Source organism: Streptomyces malaysiense (genome assembly GCF_000980885.2).
Lineage (GTDB): Bacteria > Actinomycetota > Actinomycetes > Streptomycetales > Streptomycetaceae > Streptomyces > Streptomyces malaysiense.
Genome location: NZ_LBDA02000053.1, coordinates 121741 through 141401 on the forward strand (window position 1 = coordinate 121741; position 19661 = coordinate 141401).

Consider the following 19661-nt stretch of genomic DNA (forward strand, 5'->3'; position numbering starts at 1 on the left):
CCGCAGGCTACCGCTAACGCCCCCGCAGCCGCCGTACGAGGATGCTCGCGTCCCCGCGGGACTCCAGGTCCGCCAGCACCACGGCCACCGCCTCGCGCACGATGCGCCCGCGGTCCACCGCGAGTCCGTGCTCGCCGCGGAGCACCAGCCGGGCGTGCTCCAGGTCCATCAGCTCCTCGGCGGAGACGTAGACCGTGATCTTCTCGTCGTGCCGCTCGCGGCCGCTGGGCCGCCGGTTCGCCGCCCGGCCCCGCTTGCGCGGTTCGGCGGCGGAAGCCTCCGGCGCGGGGCCCCGGCGCCGGGCGCGGGACTCGGCGTCGGCCGGTTCCGCGTCCGCCGCCACGTGCTCCGCGCCCTCGCCGTCCCCGCTCCGCACGGGCACGGCCGGCGGCGCGTCCTCGGCGGCGGCCACGTCGTCGCTGTCCTGCGCGGGTGCCGGCACCCGGGCCTCACCGCCCGCGGCGCGCCGGGGAGTCGACGGCTGGAGCGCCATCCCCCCTGTCGTACGGAAGAGTTCGTCGGCCCCCGGCAGACTCACTCGGCGTGACACCGGGCGAGCACCTCCCTGGCGAGCTGGCGATAGGCGGCGGCACCGACGGAGTTGGAGGCGTACGTGGTGATCGGCTCGCCGGCCACCGTGGTCTCCGGGAAGCGGACCGTGCGCCCGATGACCGTGTGGTAGACGTGGTCGTCGAAGGCCTCGACCACACGGGCCAGGACCTCGCGGCTGTGCACCGTGCGCGAGTCGTACATGGTGGCGAGGATGCCGTCCAGCTCCAGCTCGGGGTTGAGCCGTTCCTGGACCTTCTCGATGGTCTCGGTCAGCAGGGCCACACCGCGCAGCGCGAAGAACTCGCACTCCAGCGGCACGATCACCTTGTGCGCGGCGGTCAGGGCGTTCACCGTGAGCAGGCCCAGCGAGGGCTGGCAGTCGATCACGATGTAGTCGTAGTCGGGCAGCAGCGGCTTGAGCGCCCGCTGGAGCGTGGACTCGCGCGCGACCTCGGAGACCAGCTGGACCTCGGCGGCCGACAGGTCGATGTTGGAGGGCAGCAGGTCCATGTTGGGGACCGCGGTCTTCAGCAGGACCTCGTCCGCGGACATGCCCCGCTCCATGAGCAGGTTGTAGACCGTGAGGTCGAGTTCCATGGGGTTGACGCCGAGACCCACCGACAGCGCGCCCTGCGGGTCGAAGTCCACGAGCAGTACGCGCCGGCCGTACTCCGCGAGCGCGGCACCCAGGTTGATGGTCGACGTCGTCTTGCCGACGCCGCCCTTCTGGTTGCACATCGCGATGATCTTCGCGGGGCCGTGGTCGGTCAGCGGGCCCGGGATCGGGAAGTACGGCAGCGGGCGACCGGTGGGACCGATGCGCTCACGGCGCTGGCGGGCCGCGTCGGGCGCGAGCGTGGCCGCGTACTCCGGATCGGGCTCGTACTCGGCGTCGGGGTCGTAGAAGTGCCCCTCGGGCAGTTCGTCGTAGTCGGCGAGTTGGTTGTGGGGCGCGCCACTTCCGTCGCCGGCCATGGCGTTCACGTGATGGCCATCCATGCTCTGGTGTGCTGTCCGGGGCATCTGGGTTCCCGGACTCTGGTGGGCTGCGAAGGTGCGCACAGCTACGGAGCCGACAGCCTCGAATCCCGCGGGCCCCTGGCCCCCTGCGGGCATTCCTGGTTGACCACCCCCGGGAGAAAATGTCGACTCATTCACAAGTCGTCTTACCTCCTTGGTGACCAGGAAACTTCTAGACAAGGTCAGCGTGGCACCATGCCGACGGTTGGCGACTCTATGGCGTGTCGGCGGTCCGCAGCAACACAATCCGCCGGACCCGGCGGGATGTGTCGGCAATGAAACATGTCGCTGTCAAGGGCGTACGGCCGTCGCACAGCAGGTTTCACCGGGGTGCGAATCGGTTGAACGGTTACGTTCGAGGCGAGTTGACCGAGCGTCGCAAAGTGACCATACACACATCCGGCCGGACCTTGTCGGGCAAGGTCCGGCCGGGCGTGGGCGGTTGACGAGACGTGTTGACGAATCGCCTTTTATCGGTGGGCGACTCGATGACTCACCAGGTCGCGCGCCGGGTCACGAGGGTCAGCCGAGCAGCGAGGCCAGCTCGACGTGCTCCAGGCCGTGGGCCTCGGCGACCTCCTTGTAAACGACCTTGCCCTCATGGGTGTTGAGACCCCGGGCGAGCGCGGCGTCACGGCGCAGCGCCTCGACCCAGCCGTTGTTGGCGAGGGAGACGATGTACGGCAGCGTCGCGTTGGTGAGCGCGTTGGTGGAGGTGTTCGGCACCGCGCCCGGCATGTTGGCGACGCAGTAGAAGACCGAGTTGTGGACCGGGAAGGTCGGCTCGGCGTGCGTGGTGGGACGGGAGTCCTCGAAGCAGCCGCCCTGGTCGATCGCGATGTCGACAAGGACACTCCCGGGCTTCATGCGGGCGACCAGCTCGTTGGTGACGAGCTTGGGGGCCTTGGCACCGGGGATCAGCACCGCGCCGATGACCAGGTCGGCGTCCAGGACGGCCTTCTCCAGCTCGAAGGCGTTGGACATGATCGCCTTGACCTTCGTACCGAAGATCTTGTCGGCCTCGCGCAGCTTGTTGATGTCGCGGTCGAGCAGGGTCACGTCGAAGCCCATGCCGACGGCGACCTGGGTGGCGTTCCAGCCGGAGACACCGCCGCCGATGACCACGGCCTTGGCCGGGGTCACACCCGGGACGCCGCCGGGCAGCACGCCGCGGCCGCCGTTGGCGCGCATCAGCTGGTAGGCGCCGACCTGCGGGGCCAGCCGGCCGGCGACCTCGGACATCGGGGCGAGCAGCGGGAGCGCGCGGTTCGACAGCTCGACCGTCTCGTAGGCGATGGCGGTGGTGCCGGACTCGATCAGCGCGTCCGTGCACTCCTTGGAGGCGGCCAGGTGCAGGTACGTGAAGAGGATCTGGTCCTTGCGGAGGCGGTGGTACTCCTCCGCGATCGGCTCCTTGACCTTGAGCAGCAGGTCGGCGGTGGCCCAGACCTCGTCGGCGGTGTCCAGGATCTGGCCACCGGCGGCCACGTACTCGGCGTCCGTGATCGAGGAGCCGAGACCGGCGCCCCGCTCGATGACGACCTGGTGGCCGTTGCGCACCAGCTCGTGCACGCCGGCGGGGGTGATGGCCACCCGGAACTCGTTGTTCTTGACCTCGCGGGGGATGCCGACCTTCACGTCGATCACGGTCCTTGGCTCAGAGGGTATGGGGGGTGCATTACGGATGTACCCAGACATGCCTAGGCATACCGGGAGACACCGCAGGAACATGCGGCAGAGCCAGTTTAATGAAGGTGTTCCGCCTGTCTAGCCTTTCATTGCATCAATCTTCATTGGATGCACTGCGGATTTCGCAGGCGTCAGCGTCCGGTTCCGGGCCCCTGGCCTGCTGTGACGGCCGCTCCGGTGCCTCCTCGCCCAGGAGACGCCCGGCCGTGGCCCGGTGCAACCGGGCCGCCGTCGGGTCGCCGAGGCGCTCCAGGGTGTCCGCGAGACGCAGCTGCAACGCGGCCTGGAGGCGGACGTCGTCCGCGCGTCGTGCCCACCGCTCCGCCTCCTGGCAGGTGCGCAGCGATTCCTGGGGGTGGCCCGCGTACTCCTGCACCCGGGCGGTCTCGCTCAACGCCCGTGCCAGGGCGGCGACATCGCCGCCCTTGCGGTGGGCCGCGCAGGCCGCCCGCCAGTTGCGCAGCGCCTCGCCGTAGCGGCCCGCGTAGGTGTGGGCGGTGGCGATCCGGCCGTAGAGCCGCGCGGCCTCCGCGCGCTCACCGCGGGCCAGCCGGTCGGCCAGCGCGCGCCCGAACCAGTCGGCGGCCCGTTCGTAGTCCCCCAGCTCCAGGTGGGCGCCGCCTACGGATTCCATCGCGCGGCCGGTCGCGTACGGGTCGTTCGCCTCGCGCCCGGCGTCCAGCGCGGCCCGGTAGCGGGCCAGCGCGTCCTGGGTGCGTCCGGTCCGGGCGTCCAGATCGCCCAGATTCAGCAGCGCCGCCGCCCGCTCCCGGGGCAGCCCGCGCCGCTCGGCGACATCGAGGACGAGGCCGTGCACGCCGTACAGGTCGACGGCGGCCGCCTGGGTGCCGACATGCGCGGCCAGCGCCCTGACCAGCTGCGACAGCAGCCGCCTCGCCAGGGTGTCCAGCTCTCCGTCGGCCACCGCGAGCCGGGCGGAGGCCAGCAGCACGGGCTTGCGGACACGCAGCCAGTCGGCGGCCGCGCGGGGGTCGGCGAAGCGCAGCGGACGGGGCAGCCCCTGGATCTTCTCCCGGGACCGGTCGCTGTCCGTCTCGGTGATGGTCCGGCAGGAGTGCAGCAGCCGTACGGTCCGCTCCAGCATCCGCGCCCTGGCCAGCTGGAGCTCCCCCGGCCGCTCCTGGGCCTCGGCGAGCGAGCGCAGCAGCGGGTGCAGCCAGCCGGGGACGTCGTACTCGGCGAGCGGCGAGCCGGCCGGGCGCAGCAGGCCGAGGGCGACGAAGTCGTCCAGGGTGGCGCGCGCGGCCTCGACGGAGCAGCCGGCCAGCGCGGAGGCGGTGTGGTCGTCGACCGGACCCGCCGGGGCGAGGCTCAGCAGTCGCAGTATCCGGGCGGCGGCCGGGGGCAGTTCCTCGTGGACCAGCCGGAAGATCCGGGCCAGCGCGCCGGCGTCCGTCTCCTCCGCGCCGTCCGGCGGGTAGGTGTGCATCCGCTTGGCGAGATCGGCGACGGACGCCTTGGGGCGGGCGGCGAGCCAGCCGCCCGCCAGCACCAGGGTGGCCGGATGGCCCTGGCACGCCTCCACCAGGCTCTCGGCGGAGCGCGGGTCCACGGTGATGCGGACCGAGCCGGTGTAGCGGGTGAGCAGTTCCACCGCGGACTTGGTGTCCAGGCCGCCCAGGGTGCAGGGGCGGACGTCCGAGATGCCGGTGAGCGGGCCCTTGGCGACGGCCACCACCAGGCAGTCCGGAGCCTCCGGGAGCAGCGCGTCGACCTGCTCGGCGCCGGCCGCGTCGTCCAGGAGGAGGAGCTTCCTGCGGTCGGCGAGGGCCGCGCGCAGGGCCGCGCAGAGGTCGTCCTCGGCGGCGCCGGCCGGGGCGGGCACGCGCAGCGCGGCGAGCAGTGCGCGGGCGGCCCGCTCGACCGGTACGGGGGTACCGTCGGGCTCGGCGAGCCGGGCGCGCAGCACCCCGTCGGGGTAACGGTGGGCGACCTGGCGGACGAGTTCCTCGGCGAGGGTGGTGCGCCCCGAGCCGGGGCGGCCCGCGATCAGCAGCACCCGCGCCCGGGGGGGCTTGCGACCCGCGAGGGTGTCCAGGCCCGCGCGCTCGATGTCGGCGCACAGCTCCTTCAACTCCCGTGCACGGCCCAGGAATTGGTCCCCGTCGGCCGAGGGCGCGGACAGCCGCGCACCGCCTGTGTCCACCGCCTGATCCGTCACGGGCCACACTCCCGTCCCACACCGCACGCGCAAGCCCGCCGGATCTTCCGGTACGGGCGTTCAAGAGCCTAGTTCACGCTCTGCGACGTTCCGCTCGGAGCACGACGGGGGCGGCGGGGACATCGCCCGATCGGATCAGGCGATGGTCACACCAATGCGTGCGACGGCCCCGGGACCGGGTACGGGGACGCGTCGTCCCGGGCGGCGGCGCTCAGGACGCGAAGGGCCGGGCCGGCCACTCCGCGTCCGCCGGGCGCAGCGCGTCCAGGCCGTCCCCGCCGCGCGCGGCCACCAGCGAGAGGACGCCGACGACCAGACAGTTGTTGTGCACGTCACCGGCGAGGATCCGGCGCACCAGCTCGTCGACCGGGACCCGCGCGTACGCCAGGTCGGTCTCCTCGTGCTCCACCGCGAAGCGCTCGCCCTCGGCCTCGGACACCCCGCGGGCGAGGAAGATCCGTACGGCCTCGTCGCAGCCGCCGGGGGTGGTGTACACGTCGGTCAGCACCCGCCAGTCCTCGGCCTTGACGTGCGCCTCCTCGTACAGCTCGCGCCGGGCCGCGTGCAGCGGGTTCTCGCCGGGCACGTCGAGCAGTCCGGCCGGGATCTCCCAGAGCTTGTGCCGCACCGGGTGGCGGTACTGGTTGATCAGCAGCACCCGGTCCTGCTCGTCGAGGGCGAGGACGGCGACCGAGCCCGGGTGGACCTGGTAGTCGCGGTGGACCACCGAGCCGTCGGGCATGACCACGTCGTCGGTGCGCACCGAGGTCTTGTTGCCGACGAAGGGGATGTCCGTCGCCCGGACCTCCCACTCCTCGGGAGTGTCCTTGATCGTCGTCATGCCCTGTCCTTCCCCATGTGCGCAGGTGGCCGGGGCACGCTCCGTCCGGACGCGCGCACCCCGGCCACCGTACAGCGCGCGGGTTACCCGGCGATCTTCCGCTCGACCGCCGCCTTCACCAGGCCGGCGAAGAGCGGGTGCGGGCGGGTCGGCCGGGAGCGCAGCTCCGGGTGCGCCTGGGTGGCGACCAGGTAGGGGTGCACGTCGCGCGGGTACTCGACGTACTCCACGAGCTTGCCGTCCGGGGAGGTGCCGGAGAACAGGATGCCCGCCTTCTTCTCCAGCTCCGCGCGGTAGGCGTTGTTCACCTCGTAGCGGTGGCGGTGGCGCTCCTCGACGTACTCCTTGCCCTCGTACACCTCGCGCACGATGGAGCCCTCGGCCAGCTTGGCCGGGTACATGCCCAGGCGCATGGTGCCGCCCATGTCGCCCTCGCCGGCCACGATGTCCAGTTGCTCGGCCATGGTGGAGATGACCGGGTGGGCGGTGGCCGGGTCGAACTCGGTGGAGTTGGCGTCGGTGATCTCGGCCAGGTCGCGCGCGGCCTCGATCACGATGCACTGCAGGCCCAGGCAGAGGCCGAGCAGCGGGATCTTGTTCTCGCGGGCGTAGCGGATGGCGCCGACCTTGCCGAGCACACCGCGGTCGCCGAAGCCGCCCGGGATGCAGATGCCGTCGACGTCGGCGAGCTGCGCCTTGGCGCCGGCCGGGGTCTTGCAGTCGTCGGAGGTGACCCACTTGATCTTGACGCGGGCGCGGTTGGCGAAGCCGCCGGCGCGCAGCGCCTCGGTGACCGACAGGTAGGCGTCGGGCAGGTCGATGTACTTGCCGACCAGGGCGAGGGTGACCTCGTGGTCGGGGTTGTGGACGCGGTCCAGCAGGTCGTCCCAGGTCGTCCAGTCCACGTCCCGGAAGGGCAGGTCCAGCTTGCGCACGACGTAGGCGTCCAGGCCCTCGGTGTGCACGACCTTCGGGATGTCGTAGATCGAACGGGCGTCCGGGCAGGCGACGACCGCGGCCTCGTCGACGTCGCACATCAGCGAGATCTTGCGCTTGATGGCGGTCGGGACCTCGCGGTCGCAGCGCAGCACGATGGCGTCCGGCTGGATACCGATGTTGCGCAGGGCGGCGACCGAGTGCTGGGTCGGCTTGGTCTTCAGCTCGCCGGAGGGGCCGATGTAGGGCAGCAGGGAGATGTGGACCACGAAGACGTTGTCCCGGCCCACCTCGTGGCGGACCTGGCGGACGGTCTCCAGGAACGGCAGCGACTCGATGTCGCCGACGGTGCCGCCGACCTCGGTGATGACGACGTCCACCTCGTCGGTGGCCATGCGCCGGATGCGGTGCTTGATCTCGTTGGTGATGTGCGGGATGACCTGCACGGTGTCGCCCAGGTACTCGCCGCGGCGCTCCTTGGCGATCACCGTCGAGTAGACCTGACCGGTGGTGACGTTGGCCGAGCCGTCGAGGTCGCGGTCGAGGAAGCGCTCGTAGTGGCCGATGTCCAGGTCGGTCTCGGCGCCGTCGTTGGTGACGAACACCTCACCGTGCTGGAAGGGGTTCATCGTGCCGGGGTCGACGTTCAGGTACGGGTCGAGCTTCTGCATCACGACGCGCAGTCCGCGGGCCTTGAGCAGCATGCCCAGGCTGGAGGCGGTGAGGCCCTTGCCGAGCGAGGAGGCGACACCCCCGGTGACGAAGATGTGCTTGGTCGTCGTGGATTTGGGCGGCATGGCCAAGAGGGGGCTCCCGTGGTCGCTGGCTGTCGTGCGGTGCGGCTGTACGTCCCGGATCGCTCCGAGGGTGCCGTCGCTGCGGTTCGGGGGTTTCTGGCCCACCGGTCCACGGGCTACCAGGGTATCAGCGCCCGGGGGCGATGGCTTCCGGCCACGCTCCGTACACGGAGGCGTCGACTTTCGGCCACCTTCCGCACGGGGGCCCGCACGGCGGGGCTCGCGCCGGCCCGCGCCGGGGAGGCACGACGCCACAGCTCCCCCAGGCGTCCCGGGCACGAGCACAGTCCCGCGGAGCACACACGGTCATCACCGGGAGGTCACCCGTTCGGCTCACATGGGTTCCCCGGAGCGGCACGCGGATCCTGTGGGTGCGTCGTATCCTGCTCGGACATTCCCTGCCGGGCCCGGCCGGACGACGGCACACCCCCGCCTGGATCCCCCGGAACAACGAGAGCGCGGCAGTTCGTTGAGCAAAGACTGTCGTTTTGCCTCAGGGCTCGGCGGACTGCTTTGCTTCACCGCTCAACGACACACAACAACGAACCCTTGACCGCACTAGCGACAGCCCCCTCGCGCGGGGGTGTGACGTGGCCGTTCGACTGGAGTTGCACGTGGCCGGGCGCATCGAAGACTACGCACTCATCGGAGACATGCAGACCGCCGCACTGGTCTGCCGGGACGGCACGGTGGACTGGCTGTGCCTGCCCCGCTTCGACTCGCATGCCATCTTCGCCGGCCTGCTGGGCACCGAGGAGCACGGCTTCTGGCGGCTCGGCCCGGCGCACGCGGCCGACGTCCAGCCGCCCGCGGCCACCCGCCGGAGCTACCGGGGCGACTCGCTGATCCTGGAATCGGAGTGGGACACCCCGCGCGGCACGGTCCGCGTGACCGATTTCATGCCCCCGCGTGACGGCGCGCCCCAGCTGATCCGGATCGTGGAGGGCGTCACCGGCCGGGTGCCGATGCGCTCGGCGCTGCGGATGCGCTTCTCCTACGGCCGGGTCGTGCCCTGGGTGCACAAGCACGAGGGCCGCACGGTCGCCGTCGCCGGACCCGACTCGGTGTGGTTCGACACCGAGGCCGAGACCTACGGGAAGTCCCTGACCACCTACGCCGACTTCACGGTCGCCCCGGGTGACCGGATCGCGTTCACGATCTCCTGGGAGCCCTCGCACAAGCGGCCGCCCGCCCTGCCGGAGCCGGAGCAGTCGCTGGAGGCGACCGAGAGCTTCTGGCGCGAGTGGGTCGAGCAGTGCACGTACCACGGGCCGTACCGCGAGGCCGTGATCCGCTCGCTGATCACCCTGAAGGCGCTGACGTACGCGCCCACCGGCGGTATCGTCGCGGCCCCCACCACCTCCCTGCCCGAGGACATCGGGGGCGTGCGCAACTGGGACTACCGCTACACCTGGCTGCGCGACGCCGCGATCACCCTGTCCTCGCTGCTGCGGACCGGCTACCGCGAGGAGGCCCGCGCCTGGCGCGAGTGGCTGCTGCGCGCGGTCGCGGGCGACCCGGAGAACCTCCAGATCATGTACGGCATCGCGGGAGAGCGCGAGCTGGGCGAGGCCGAGCTGGACTGGCTGCCGGGCTACGAGGACTCGGCCCCGGTCCGGGTCGGCAACGGCGCGGCCCACCAGCTCCAGCTCGACGTGTACGGCGAGGTCACCGAGGCCCTGCACCTGGCCCACATGACCGGCCTGGCCCGCAACGACTACGCGTCGCTGCTCCAGCTGAAGCTGATCCGGTACCTGGAGGACCACTGGCAGGAGCCGGACGAGGGCATCTGGGAGGTGCGCGGACCGCGCCGGCACTTCGTGCACTCCAAGGTGATGGCCTGGGTCGCGGTGGACCGCACCATCAAGCTGATCGAGTCCGGCGACGCGGACGGCCCGCTGGAGCGCTGGCGCGAGCTGCGCGACGACATCCACCGGGACGTGTGCGAGAAGGGCTACGACAAGGAGCGCAACACCTTCACCCAGTCCTACGGCTCCCAGGAGCTGGACGCCTCCCTGCTGCTGATCCCGCAGATGGGCTTCCTGCCCCCGGACGACAAGCGCGTGATCGGCACCATCGAGGCGATCCAGCGCGAGCTGTCCACCTCCGACGGCTTCATCCTGCGCTACCCCACGGAGGGCCAGTCCGAGGGCGTCGACGGTCTGCCGGGCGACGAGGGCGCGTTCCTCGCCTGCTCGTTCTGGATGGCCGACGACCTCGCGATGATCGGCCGCGTCGACGAGGCCCGCAAGCTGTTCGAGAAGCTGCTCGCGCTGCGCAACGACCTCGGACTGCTCGCGGAGGAATGGGACCCGCGTCGGCAGCGCCAGGTGGGCAACTTCCCGCAGGCGTTCAGCCATGTGCCGCTGATCGACACGGCCCTGCGCCTGACGGCTTCGGGGGCGTACGGGGGTTAGCCGCCCTAGGCTGGAGGCGCACGTATCCCCCCTTCCCGGAAGGGGGCGCCCCTCCATGGCTTCCCCCTCGAAGGCACGGGCGGCCCTGGCCGCGCTGCGTGAGGACCTCGCCGGCGATGTGTTCGCGCCCGGCGACCCCGGGTACGACGCCGCCCGTGCCGTCTTCAACGCGATGATCGACCGGCGCCCGGCCGTGATCGCGCGGTGCGCGCACGCGGCCGATGTCGTGCGCGCGGTGCGCTTCGCGCGGGAGCTGGATCTGCCGGTCGCGGTGCGCGGGGGCGGGCACGGCGTCGCCGGCGCGGCGCTCGGGGACGGCGCGCTCGTGGTGGATCTGCGCCGGATGCGCGAGGTCACGGTCGACCCGGCCGCGCAGGCGGTGCGCGTGCAGGGCGGGGCCACGATGAGCGACCTGGACCGGGCGACGCAGCCGTACGCCCTGGCGACGACCGGGGGCCGGGCCTCCACCATGGGGGTCGGCGGGTTCGTCCTCGGCGGCGGCACCGGCTGGCTGGACCGCGCGTTCGGGCTGGCCGTGGACAACCTGCTCGGCGTGGAGCTGGTGACCGCGGACGCCGAGCGGACGCACGCGAGCGCCGACGAGAACCCCGAGCTGTTCTGGGCCCTGCACGGCGGGGGCGGGAACTTCGGCGTCGCCACCGCGCTCACCCTGGAACTGCACGAACTCCCGCTGTTCTGCGTGGCGTTGCTGCTCTTCCTGCCGGAGCAGGGACCGCGGGTGGTGCGCGCCTTCCGGGAGATCCTGCGCACCGGTCCCGACGCGCTGGGCGGCGCGGTGCTGTACGTCACCGGACCTCCCGCGGACTTCGTGCCGCCCCCTCTGGTGGGCCGGCGGCTGTGCCTCGCCCTGCTGACCTACGCGGGCGGCGCGCAGGAGCTGCGCGAGCTGGCCGGACCGCTGCTGGCACCGCCGCACGAGGCGCGGCTCCTCGGCCCGGTGCCGTACGCCGACGCGCAGTGCATGCTGGACACCCCGGCGGGGCTGCGCAACCACTGGTCGGCGGAGTACCTCGGCGAGCTGCCGGACGCCGCGGTGGACGTCTACTGCGCCCTCGGCGACGGCATGCCGGTCCCCACCCCCACCCGGCACGCGCTGCTCCCGCAGGGCGGGGCGGTCGCGGCGGGTCCGCACACGTACCCGGTGTCCTACCGGGACGCGCCCTGGGCCGTGCACCCGTCCGGCGTCTGGGCGGACCCGGCCGACGACGAGCGGTGTACCGGCTGGGTGCGAGAGGTGCGGGCGGCCGTCCGGCCCTGGAGCACGGGGGCCGTGTACCTGAACTTCATCGGCGACGAGGGCCCCGAGCGGGTCCGGGCGGGCCTGGGCGAGGGGAACACGCTGCGTCTGGAGAAGGTGAAGCGGCGCCACGACCCCGACAACGTCTTCCGGTTCAACCACAACATCAGGCCGGTGTAGCCCGGACCCCGAACGGGTCCGGCCAGAAGATGTTCTCCTGGCGTCTTCGCAGGTAGCGTCCGCTTCATGGACAGCGCTACGGACAGCAGACCCGACACCCACGGCGCGGGCATCACCGTTCAGCGGGCCCTGGAGCTGCCCGGACTGCGCAGCGGGCTGCCGGAGATCGTCGCGGGCGCGGACCGGCTCAGCCGCACCGTGCGATGGGTGCACGCGGGCGAGGTGCCGAACATCGCCTCGCTGCTCAAGGGCGGCGAGCTGCTGCTCACCACGGGCTACGGCCTGGGCACCCGGCCGGCCGAGCAGCGGGCGTTCGTACGCACACTGGCCGAGCGCGGGATCGCCGCGCTGGTGGTGGAGCTGGGCCCGCGCTTCAGCCGGCTGCCGGCCGCGCTGGTGGACACCGCGCGCGCGGCCGGTCTGCCGCTGGTGCAGCTGCATCGCGAGGTGCCGTTCGTGACGGTCACCGAGGAGATCCACACCGAGATCGTCAACGGCCACTACGCGCTGCTCCAGCGGGCCGAGGAGGTGCACCGGCGCTGCACCGAGGCGCTGCTGGGAGGGGGCGGGGTGCCGCAGGTGCTGGGCATCCTGGCCGGTTTCAGCGGCAATCCGGTGTTCCTGGAGACCGCCGACGGCCGGCTGCTGTACGCGGCCGGCGAGGGGCCCGAGGGCGCGGATCCGCTCCAGGTGTGGGAGGGGCTGCGCGGCCCGCACAAGAACGCGCCGCCGCCCGCCGGTTCGGTGCTGGTCGACGTCCCCGGCGGCGGTCCCGGTACGGCGGGTTCGGTGCGCGCCCGGCTGGTGCTGCTGCCGGTGCGTTCGCCGCTGTCGCCGGTGCACCGGATCGCCGCGGAGCGGGCCGCGGGCGTCCTGGCCGTGGTGCTGATGCAGGCCCGGCAGGAGGAGGAGCTGGCGGCGCGCGGGCGCGGCGACTTCCTCACCGATCTCGCCGAGGGCCGGGTCCGCGCGGAGGACGCGCCCGCCCAGGCCCGGGTCCTCGGCTTCAAGCCCGGCGGCAGCCCGCTGCTGCCGGTGGTGATGCGGGTGGGCGACCCCCTCTCCCCGGCCGGGGGAGGCTGGGCGGTGCTCGCCCGCGCGGTCTCCGAGGAGCTGGCCGCGGTGGGCGTGCCGGTGCTGCTGGGCGTACGGCCGGTGGAGGGCCGGGTGCTGGTGCTGCTCGGGCTGCGCTCGGAGTCGGAGCGCGCGGCGGTCGCGGACCGGGTGGCGGCGGCGCTGCGGACGGGGGTCGAGCGCGCCGGGATGCGGCGGCCCGGCACTCCCCCGCCGGTGGTGGTCGTCGGTGTGGCGGGCGGCTGGGCGGCGGCCTCGGCGGGACTGCGGCACGCGGCGGAGACCGCGACGGCCGCGCAGGGCCTGACCGACCGCCCCTGGTACGACGCCCGCCGCCTCGACATCGACCTGCTGCTGTGGCGGCTGCGCGACCACCCGGACCTCGCGGCCTTCGTGGACCGGGCGATCGGCCCGCTGCGCGACCACGACCGGCGTTCCAAGCCGCCGCTGCTGCCCACCCTGGAGACGTATCTCGCGCATGCGGGCCGCAAGGCGGAGACCGCCCGCGAACTGCATCTGAACCGGCAGACGCTGTACAACCGCCTCGCCCGCATCGGCGAGTTGCTGGGCACCGACCTCGACGACCCGCAGACCGTCCTGGCGCTGAGCCTCGCCCTGCGGGCCCGGCGGCACGCGCCCCAGCCGTAGTGACCCGCGAGGCGGCCGGCGCCCCGGCCGCGCGCGGTCAGAGAATCAGGGGCTGGGTCAACTCGTCGTAGACGCTGAGGACTTGGGCGACCGTCTCGTCCTCGCTCGGCCAGCCGGCGGCCTGCCGCGCCGCCTTCTCGCGCAGCAGCTCGCGCCGCGCCGGGTCGGCGAGCAGCCGTCCGACGGTCTCGGCGAGGGCCGACGGATCGCCGTACGGCACGAGTTCGGCGGCGTCGCCCACCAGGTCGGGGATGCCGCCGACCCGGGTGGCGACCAGGGGGACGCCCGCGTACAGCGCCTCCTGGGCGAGGGCCGAGCGGGACTCCCAGCGGCTGGTCAGCAGGGCCAGATCGGCGGCGCCGAGCAGTTCGGGCAGGTCCTCGCGGTGGCCGAGCAGCCGTACCGGGAGCCGCTCGGCCTCGATGCGCCGCTGGAGCAGCGGCCGCAGCGGGCCCTCCCCCGCGACGGCGACCAGCGGCGCGGGGTCGAGGTCCCGCCAGGCGCGGGCCGCGTCCAGCAGGGTCTCGTGGCCGCGGTGCCGGTCGAGGGGCGCCGCGGCGAGGAGCAACGGGCGTCCGGTGGCACCGAGTTCGGCGCGGGCCTTGGGCCGCAGCCGGTCGGGGTCGTCGGGCGCGGGGGCCGGACGGGTGCGGCCGGGCAGTGTCACGGCGGCGAGCCGGGCGTCCCGGGCGCCGGTCCTGCGGGCGCGGTCGACGAGATCCGGACTGGTGCCGAGGACCACGGTGGCGGAGCGGGCCACACGTCGCTCCAGCAGGCGCAGCAGATGGGCCCGCGCGCCCTCGGCGTACGTCCGGTTGTGCCAGGTGACGACCAGCGGGGTGGTGCGCCCGCCGAGCGCGAGCACGGCCCGGAAGGAGGCGTGCAGACCGTGCGCGTGCACCACGTCGGCGTCCGTGCAGGCCGCCCGGAGCGCGGCCACCGAGGCGGGGTCGCTGCTGCGCGCCACATGGATGTGGCCGGCGCCGGTCCCCGCGAAGTCGTAGGTACGGTCGGCCTCCACGGGGGCGCACACCGTGACCCGCACGCCCCGGGCGACCAGCCCCGCGGTCAGGGAGCGCACGTGCGCGCTCCCGCCGGCGTCGCCTCCGCCCAGCACCTGCACGGTGCGCAGCGGCGGCCGGCCGTGCGGTGCGTTGCTGATCAGGGGGCTCACGAGGCCGGGCTCCTGGTTCGGCGTGGGGCGGTCACGAGGCAACGTACAGAAAGTAGCGGGCGCACGGGGGCGATGGGATCCGCCCCGCGCGCCTACCGAGCGGTCGGTGCCCTCGCCCAGCATGCCAGCAGGCAGGGCCGTCGGGGCAATACCGGGCGGGCGCACGGGGCGGCGGGCCGGGGCAATGCGCCGGAGCACATCACCCACACGGGTGAATGTGGCCGGTCCCGGGCTGACCCGCCCCTCCTCGTGTCCCCCGAGGTCAGGCGGTCACAGCGAGCGCGCCCACCCGGTGACCCGGTCTCCGTTCACAGCGGCCGCCACAAAGGCGACGGCGTGCGCGAGCAGTCCCGCGCGCCCGTTGCCCGCCACCACGGCCGCCCCCAGCGCGGCGCCGAGCGCGTGCGCCCCCGTGTCCCCGAGCATCGTCCGCTCGCCGATGTCCTCGCGCAGCACCGCCGCGGCGCCGCCCATGGCGACGGCCGCCAGTTCCCCGCCGCGCCCGCCGCGCAGCAGCCCCGGGGCGCCCAGCGCGAGCACCGCGCCGAGCGCGCGTCCGGGCCGTACGTCGACCAGGTTCACGCAGTGCGCGGCCCCCGCGACGACGACTCCCGCGAGGAGCCTGTCCAGCGGCCGTTCCCTCAGCAGCGCGCCCGCGACGAGAGCGGCCCCGGAGATCCCGAACAACTTGACGGCCCCGCTGGTGACCTCGCCGCCGCGCAGGGCGCCGAGGTGTTCCCGGAAACCGCGGCGGTGGTCGCCCGCCGCGTCGTCGTACGCCCCGCACGCCCCCGCCGCCAGCACGGCGAGCCCGGCCCCGGGGTGCACCCGCGCGGCCGCGAGCGCCGTGCCGTACGCCGCGGCGGGCCCGGCGTACAGCATGACGGTGCGCCCCGCGTGGTTCTTCCGTGCCCAGCGCGCGGCCCCTCCGGGCGCCTTGGCGCGCAGCGCCACCAAGCCGGCCCGGGTGAGCGCGGCGGACAGCAGGAACGAGCGGGACCTGCGAGTACCGGTCATCCCGACACCCTAAGTCCGCCTGACCCCGAGTCCGCCTACTGGTCCGCCCGTGCCGTCGCCAGCAGTTCCTCCGCGTGGGCGCGGGCCGCCTCCGAGTCCTCCTGACCCGCCAGCATGCGGGAGAGTTCGCGGATGCGGTCCTCGCCCTCCAGGACCTTGACGCCGGAGCGGGTCACGGAGCCGTCGTTGGTCTTCTCGACCAGCAGCTGCCGGTCGGCGAAGGCCGCGACCTGCGGCAGGTGGGTGACGACGACGACCTGGGCGCTCCGGGCGAGCTTGGCCAGGCGTCGGCCGATCTCGACCGCCGCCTTGCCGCCGACCCCCGCGTCGACCTCGTCGAACAGGTAGGTCGGCACCGGGTCCGTGCCCGCGAAGACGACCTCCACCGCGAGCATCACCCGGGACAGCTCACCGCCGGACGCGCCCTTGGCGATGGGCCGCGGCGGGGCGCCCGGGTGCGGGGCGAGCAGCAGCTCGACCTCGTCCACGCCCGAGGGGCCGTAGGCGACCGTGCGCCCGCCGACCTCGACGCCCTCGGGGTCCTCGGTCCGGCGGATGTCGAAGGAGACACGGGCGTGCGGCATGGCGAGCGAGGCGAGTTCGGCGGTCACCGCGGCGGCGAACCGCTCGGCGGCCTCGGTCCGGGCGTCGCTCAGCGTCTGGGCCAGACCGCCCAGTTCGGCGCTCAGAGCGTCCCGTTCGGCGGCCAGCTCGCCGATCCGCTCGTCGTCGCCGTCCAGCTCGGTCAGCCGGGCGGCGCTCCGCTCGGCCCACGCGAGCACGGCGTTCACGTCGTCGCCGTACTTTCGGGTCAGGGCGGTCAGGGCGGCCCGGCGCTCCTCGACCGCGGCGAGCCGCAGCGGGTCGGCGTCCAGGTCGCCGGCGTATCCCGCCAGCTCACCGGCCACGTCGCCGAGCAGGATGCCGACCTCCCCGATCCGCTCGGCGAGCGCGGCCAGCGCCGGATCGTGGGCGCGCACGGCCTCCAGGGCCCGGTGGGCGCCCGCCACGAGGGCCTGGGCGTCGATGCTCTCGGGGTCCTCGGGGTTGCCCGCGAGGGCCGCGTGCGCGGCCGTCGCGGCGGACGACAGCGCCTCCGCGTGCCCGAGCCGCTCGGCCTCCTCGGCCAGTTCCGCGTCCTCACCGGGCCGCGGCTCCACGGCGGCGATCTCGTCGAGGCCGTAGCGGAGCATGTCGGCCTCCTGCGCCCGCTCCCGTGCCCGCGTCGTGATCTCGTCCAGCTCGCCGGCGACGGCCCGCAGCCGGCGGTAGGCCTCGCCGTACTTGGCCAGCGGCACCGCGACCGCGTCGCCCGCGTACCGGTCGAGGGCGCCGCGCTGCCGGGACAGCTTCAGCAGCCCCTGCTGGTCGGTCTGCCCGTGCACGGCCACCAGCTCGTCGGCCAGCTCGGCGAGCAGTCCCACGGGCACGCTGCGCCCGCCCAGATGGGCCCGCGACCGGCCTTCGGCGGAGACGGTACGGCTGATCAGCAGGGCACCGTCGTCCAGCTCGGCCCCGGCCTCCTCGGCGCGTACGGCGGCGGCGGCGCCCGCGGGCACGGCGATCCGCCCCTCCACGACCGCCTTCTGGGCCCCCAGCCGCACGAGCGCCGGGTCGGCCCGCCCCCCGAGCAGCAACCCCAGGCTGGTGACCACCATGGTCTTGCCCGCACCCGTCTCACCGGTGACCGCGGTGAACCCCGGTGACAACTCGACGACGGCATCGTCGATGACCCCGAGCGACCGTATCCGCATCTCCTCCAACACGGAACAGACCATACGAGGTCTCGGGCGGCGAGCGCACATGCCCCGGCCCTAGTGGGCGCCCCGCCACCCCGTGGTCGGCAAGGCGAACTTCGCCACCAGCCTGTCGGTGAACGAGGAATGGTGCAGCCGCGCCAGCCGCACCGGCACCGCCCCGCGCCGCACCTCCACCCGCGCGCCCGGCGGCAGCTCGATCGTCCGCCGCCCGTCGCACCACAGCACCCCCGGCGGGACGTGCGGCAGCACCTCCACCGCGAGCACCGACTCCGGCGACGTCACCAGCGGCTTCGCGAACAGCGCGTGCGCGCTGATCGGCACCATCAGCAGCGCCTCCACCTCGGGCCACACCACCGGCCCCCCGGCGGAGAACGCGTACGCCGTGGACCCGGTCGGCGTGGACAGCACCACCCCGTCGCAGCCGAACCCCGTCACCGGCCGCCCGTCGATCTCCAGCACGACCTCCAGCAGCTTCTCCGCGCCGGCCTTCTGCACGGCCGCCTCGTTGAGCGCCCAGTCGGTGTGCACGACGTCCCCGTTGCGGTGCACCACCACGTCGACGGTCATCCGCTCCTCGACCTCGTACGACCGCGCCACCACCCGGTCGACCACCCGATCGAGGTCGTCGCGTTCCGCCTCCGCGAGGAATCCCACGCGCCCCAGGTTGACGCCGAGCATCGGCACCCCCGAGGCACGGGCGAACTCCGCGCCCCGCAGCAGCGTCCCGTCGCCGCCGAGCACGATCAGCAGTTCGCAGCCGTCGAGACACGCCGGGGTCGCCTCGCCCACCAGCTCCACCTCGTCGGGGAGCGGCAGGTCGCACGCCTCCTCCTCCAGCACCCGCACACCGATGCCATGCCTGAGCAGGCCCTTGACGACGAGTTCCGCACTGCGGATCGCCGCCGGCCGCCCGGTGTGGGCAAGCAGGAAAACAGTACGCGCCAGATTCTGTGTCAACGCGGCCCCTCCGCCACTGCACGATCGACGTCGGCCGGGTCCAGGCGGGGGGCGCCGGACCGCAGCCACAGGAAGTACTCGACGTTGCCCGAGGGTCCCGGCAGCGGACTCGCGGTGACGCCCCGCACCCCGAGCCCCAGCTCCCAGGCCTTCTCGGCCACCCCGCGCACGGCCTCCGCCCGCAGCTGCGGATTCCGTACGACACCCCCGCTGCCGAGTCGTTCCTTGCCCACCTCGAACTGCGGTTTGACCATCATCACGAGGTCGGCGTCCTCCTTCACGCACCGCTTCAGGGCGGGCAGCACCAGCCCGAGCGGGATGAAGGACAGATCGCCCACGACGAGATCCACAGGTTCCCCGTCGATCGCGTCGAGCGTCAACTCCCTTACGTTCGTACGGTCCTTGACGATGACCCGGGCATCACTGCGCAAGGACCAGGCGAGCTGCCCGTAGCCGACGTCCACGGCCACCACATGGGCGGCGCCCGCGCGCAGCAGGACATCGGTGAAGCCGCCGGTTGACGCGCCGGCGTCCAGGGCGCGCCGGCCCTCGACCACCAGGCCCCGCGGCACGAAGGCGGCGAGCGCGCCGGCGAGCTTGTGACCGCCCCGGGAGACGTAGTCGGGGTCGCTGTCGTCGGCCTGGACCACGATGGCGGCGGCGGTCTCCACCTGTGTGGCCGGCTTGGTCGCCACGGCCTTGCCGACGGTGACCCGCCCGGCGGCGATCAGCTGGCTGGCGTGCTCACGCGAGCGCGCGAGCTTCCGGCGGACCAGCTCCGCGTCCAGACGACGGCGTGCGACTCCTGCCACGTTCGGTTCAGCTCCTGCTTCGTTCGTACGACGGTGAGGGGACCGGAGGTCCCGGGCGGCCGTCGAGCGCGGTCAGCGCGTCGCGCAGCCCCCTGTGTACATCCTCGTACACCTCGACATGTCCGTCGGTGGCGAGGTGGTCGGCATCGGCCAGGCGCGCCAGCCGGGCGTCCACCCCGGCGTCGCCGGTGGGGGTGCGCGGGAGGTTCAGGAGGGCCGGGGCCGCGGGGTCGTACGCGGGTTCGGGCGCCGGATGGGGCTCGGCCGGGGGCTCGGCCCGCTCGGCGCTCCCGGCGATCTCGGCGATCTCGGCCTCGGACACGGACTCGCTCATGCCCAGACGCTAC

Annotated in this window: 15 protein-coding genes; 3 read left to right on the forward strand and 12 right to left on the reverse strand. The window is 73.5% G+C overall.

Features of this window, described 5'->3' with window-relative positions; all coding sequences use genetic code 11:
• Positions 1 to 13 precede the first annotated feature (13 nt).
• From VT52_RS22500 to VT52_RS22525, 6 genes are all read right to left on the reverse strand, one after another.
• Positions 14 to 550: a hypothetical protein gene (locus tag VT52_RS22500; protein ID WP_046424188.1), complete on the reverse strand. Its 537-nt coding sequence runs from the start codon at positions 548 to 550 to the stop codon at positions 14 to 16.
• Positions 535 to 1668, reverse strand: a complete 1134-nt coding sequence (locus VT52_RS22505) for a ParA family protein (protein ID WP_079175200.1) — start codon at positions 1666 to 1668, stop codon at positions 535 to 537. Before VT52_RS22505 ends, VT52_RS22500 begins: the two co-directional genes overlap by 16 nt.
• Before the next feature lie 426 nt (positions 1669 to 2094).
• Positions 2095 to 3219 (reverse strand): alanine dehydrogenase, encoded by a 1125-nt coding sequence (gene ald, locus VT52_RS22510; RefSeq protein ID WP_046424192.1) that lies wholly within the window; start codon positions 3217 to 3219, stop codon positions 2095 to 2097.
• A 136-nt stretch (positions 3220 to 3355) separates the two neighbouring features.
• Positions 3356 to 5443 carry a tetratricopeptide repeat protein gene (locus VT52_RS22515; protein WP_046424194.1) on the reverse strand — a complete coding sequence of 696 codons (2088 nt, stop codon included), beginning with the start codon at positions 5441 to 5443 and terminating at the stop codon, positions 3356 to 3358.
• A 211-nt stretch (positions 5444 to 5654) separates the two neighbouring features.
• Positions 5655 to 6284, reverse strand: coding sequence for an NUDIX domain-containing protein (locus VT52_RS22520; RefSeq protein ID WP_046424196.1), 630 nt, complete (start codon positions 6282 to 6284; stop codon positions 5655 to 5657).
• 83 nt (positions 6285 to 6367) lie between these two features.
• Positions 6368 to 8017, reverse strand: a complete 1650-nt coding sequence (locus tag VT52_RS22525) for a CTP synthase (RefSeq protein ID WP_046424199.1) — start codon at positions 8015 to 8017, stop codon at positions 6368 to 6370.
• A 614-nt stretch (positions 8018 to 8631) separates the two neighbouring features.
• On the opposite strand from VT52_RS22525, the gene VT52_RS22530 reads away from it, so the two are divergent.
• The 3 genes from VT52_RS22530 (at position 8632) to VT52_RS22540 (ending at position 13594) form a co-directional block, all read left to right on the forward strand.
• The gene (locus VT52_RS22530) at positions 8632 to 10434 is read left to right on the forward strand and encodes a glycoside hydrolase family 15 protein (RefSeq protein ID WP_046424201.1); all 1803 of its coding nucleotides are present in this window, start codon (positions 8632 to 8634) and stop codon (positions 10432 to 10434) included.
• Positions 10435 to 10489: 55 nt separating this feature from the next.
• Positions 10490 to 11872, forward strand: a complete 1383-nt coding sequence (locus VT52_RS22535; protein WP_046424203.1) for an FAD-binding oxidoreductase — start codon at positions 10490 to 10492, stop codon at positions 11870 to 11872.
• Between the two features lie 66 nt (positions 11873 to 11938).
• Entirely contained in the window at positions 11939 to 13594 is a 1656-nt protein-coding gene (locus tag VT52_RS22540; protein ID WP_046424205.1) for a PucR family transcriptional regulator, read from the forward strand.
• Positions 13595 to 13631: 37 nt separating this feature from the next.
• Here the strand turns inward: VT52_RS22540 and VT52_RS22545 are convergent, their stop codons facing one another.
• The 6 genes from VT52_RS22545 to VT52_RS22570 form a co-directional block, all read right to left on the reverse strand.
• Positions 13632 to 14768: a glycosyltransferase family 4 protein gene (locus tag VT52_RS22545; protein ID WP_046424209.1), complete on the reverse strand. Its 1137-nt coding sequence runs from the start codon at positions 14766 to 14768 to the stop codon at positions 13632 to 13634.
• 270 nt (positions 14769 to 15038) lie between these two features.
• Positions 15039 to 15785: a hypothetical protein gene (locus VT52_RS22550; protein WP_046424211.1), complete on the reverse strand. Its 747-nt coding sequence runs from the start codon at positions 15783 to 15785 to the stop codon at positions 15039 to 15041.
• Between the two features lie 35 nt (positions 15786 to 15820).
• Complete coding sequence (recN, locus tag VT52_RS22555) at positions 15821 to 17563, reverse strand: DNA repair protein RecN (protein ID WP_046424213.1); 1743 nt, start codon at positions 17561 to 17563, stop codon at positions 15821 to 15823.
• Positions 17564 to 17599: 36 nt separating this feature from the next.
• Positions 17600 to 18502 (reverse strand): NAD kinase, encoded by a 903-nt coding sequence (locus VT52_RS22560; protein ID WP_046424215.1) that lies wholly within the window; start codon positions 18500 to 18502, stop codon positions 17600 to 17602.
• Positions 18499 to 19314 carry a TlyA family RNA methyltransferase gene (locus tag VT52_RS22565; protein ID WP_046424217.1) on the reverse strand — a complete coding sequence of 272 codons (816 nt, stop codon included), beginning with the start codon at positions 19312 to 19314 and terminating at the stop codon, positions 18499 to 18501. Before VT52_RS22565 ends, VT52_RS22560 begins: the two co-directional genes overlap by 4 nt.
• A gap of 7 nt (positions 19315 to 19321) precedes the next feature.
• Positions 19322 to 19648, reverse strand: a complete 327-nt coding sequence (locus VT52_RS22570; RefSeq protein ID WP_046424219.1) for a hypothetical protein — start codon at positions 19646 to 19648, stop codon at positions 19322 to 19324.
• Positions 19649 to 19661 lie beyond the last annotated feature (13 nt).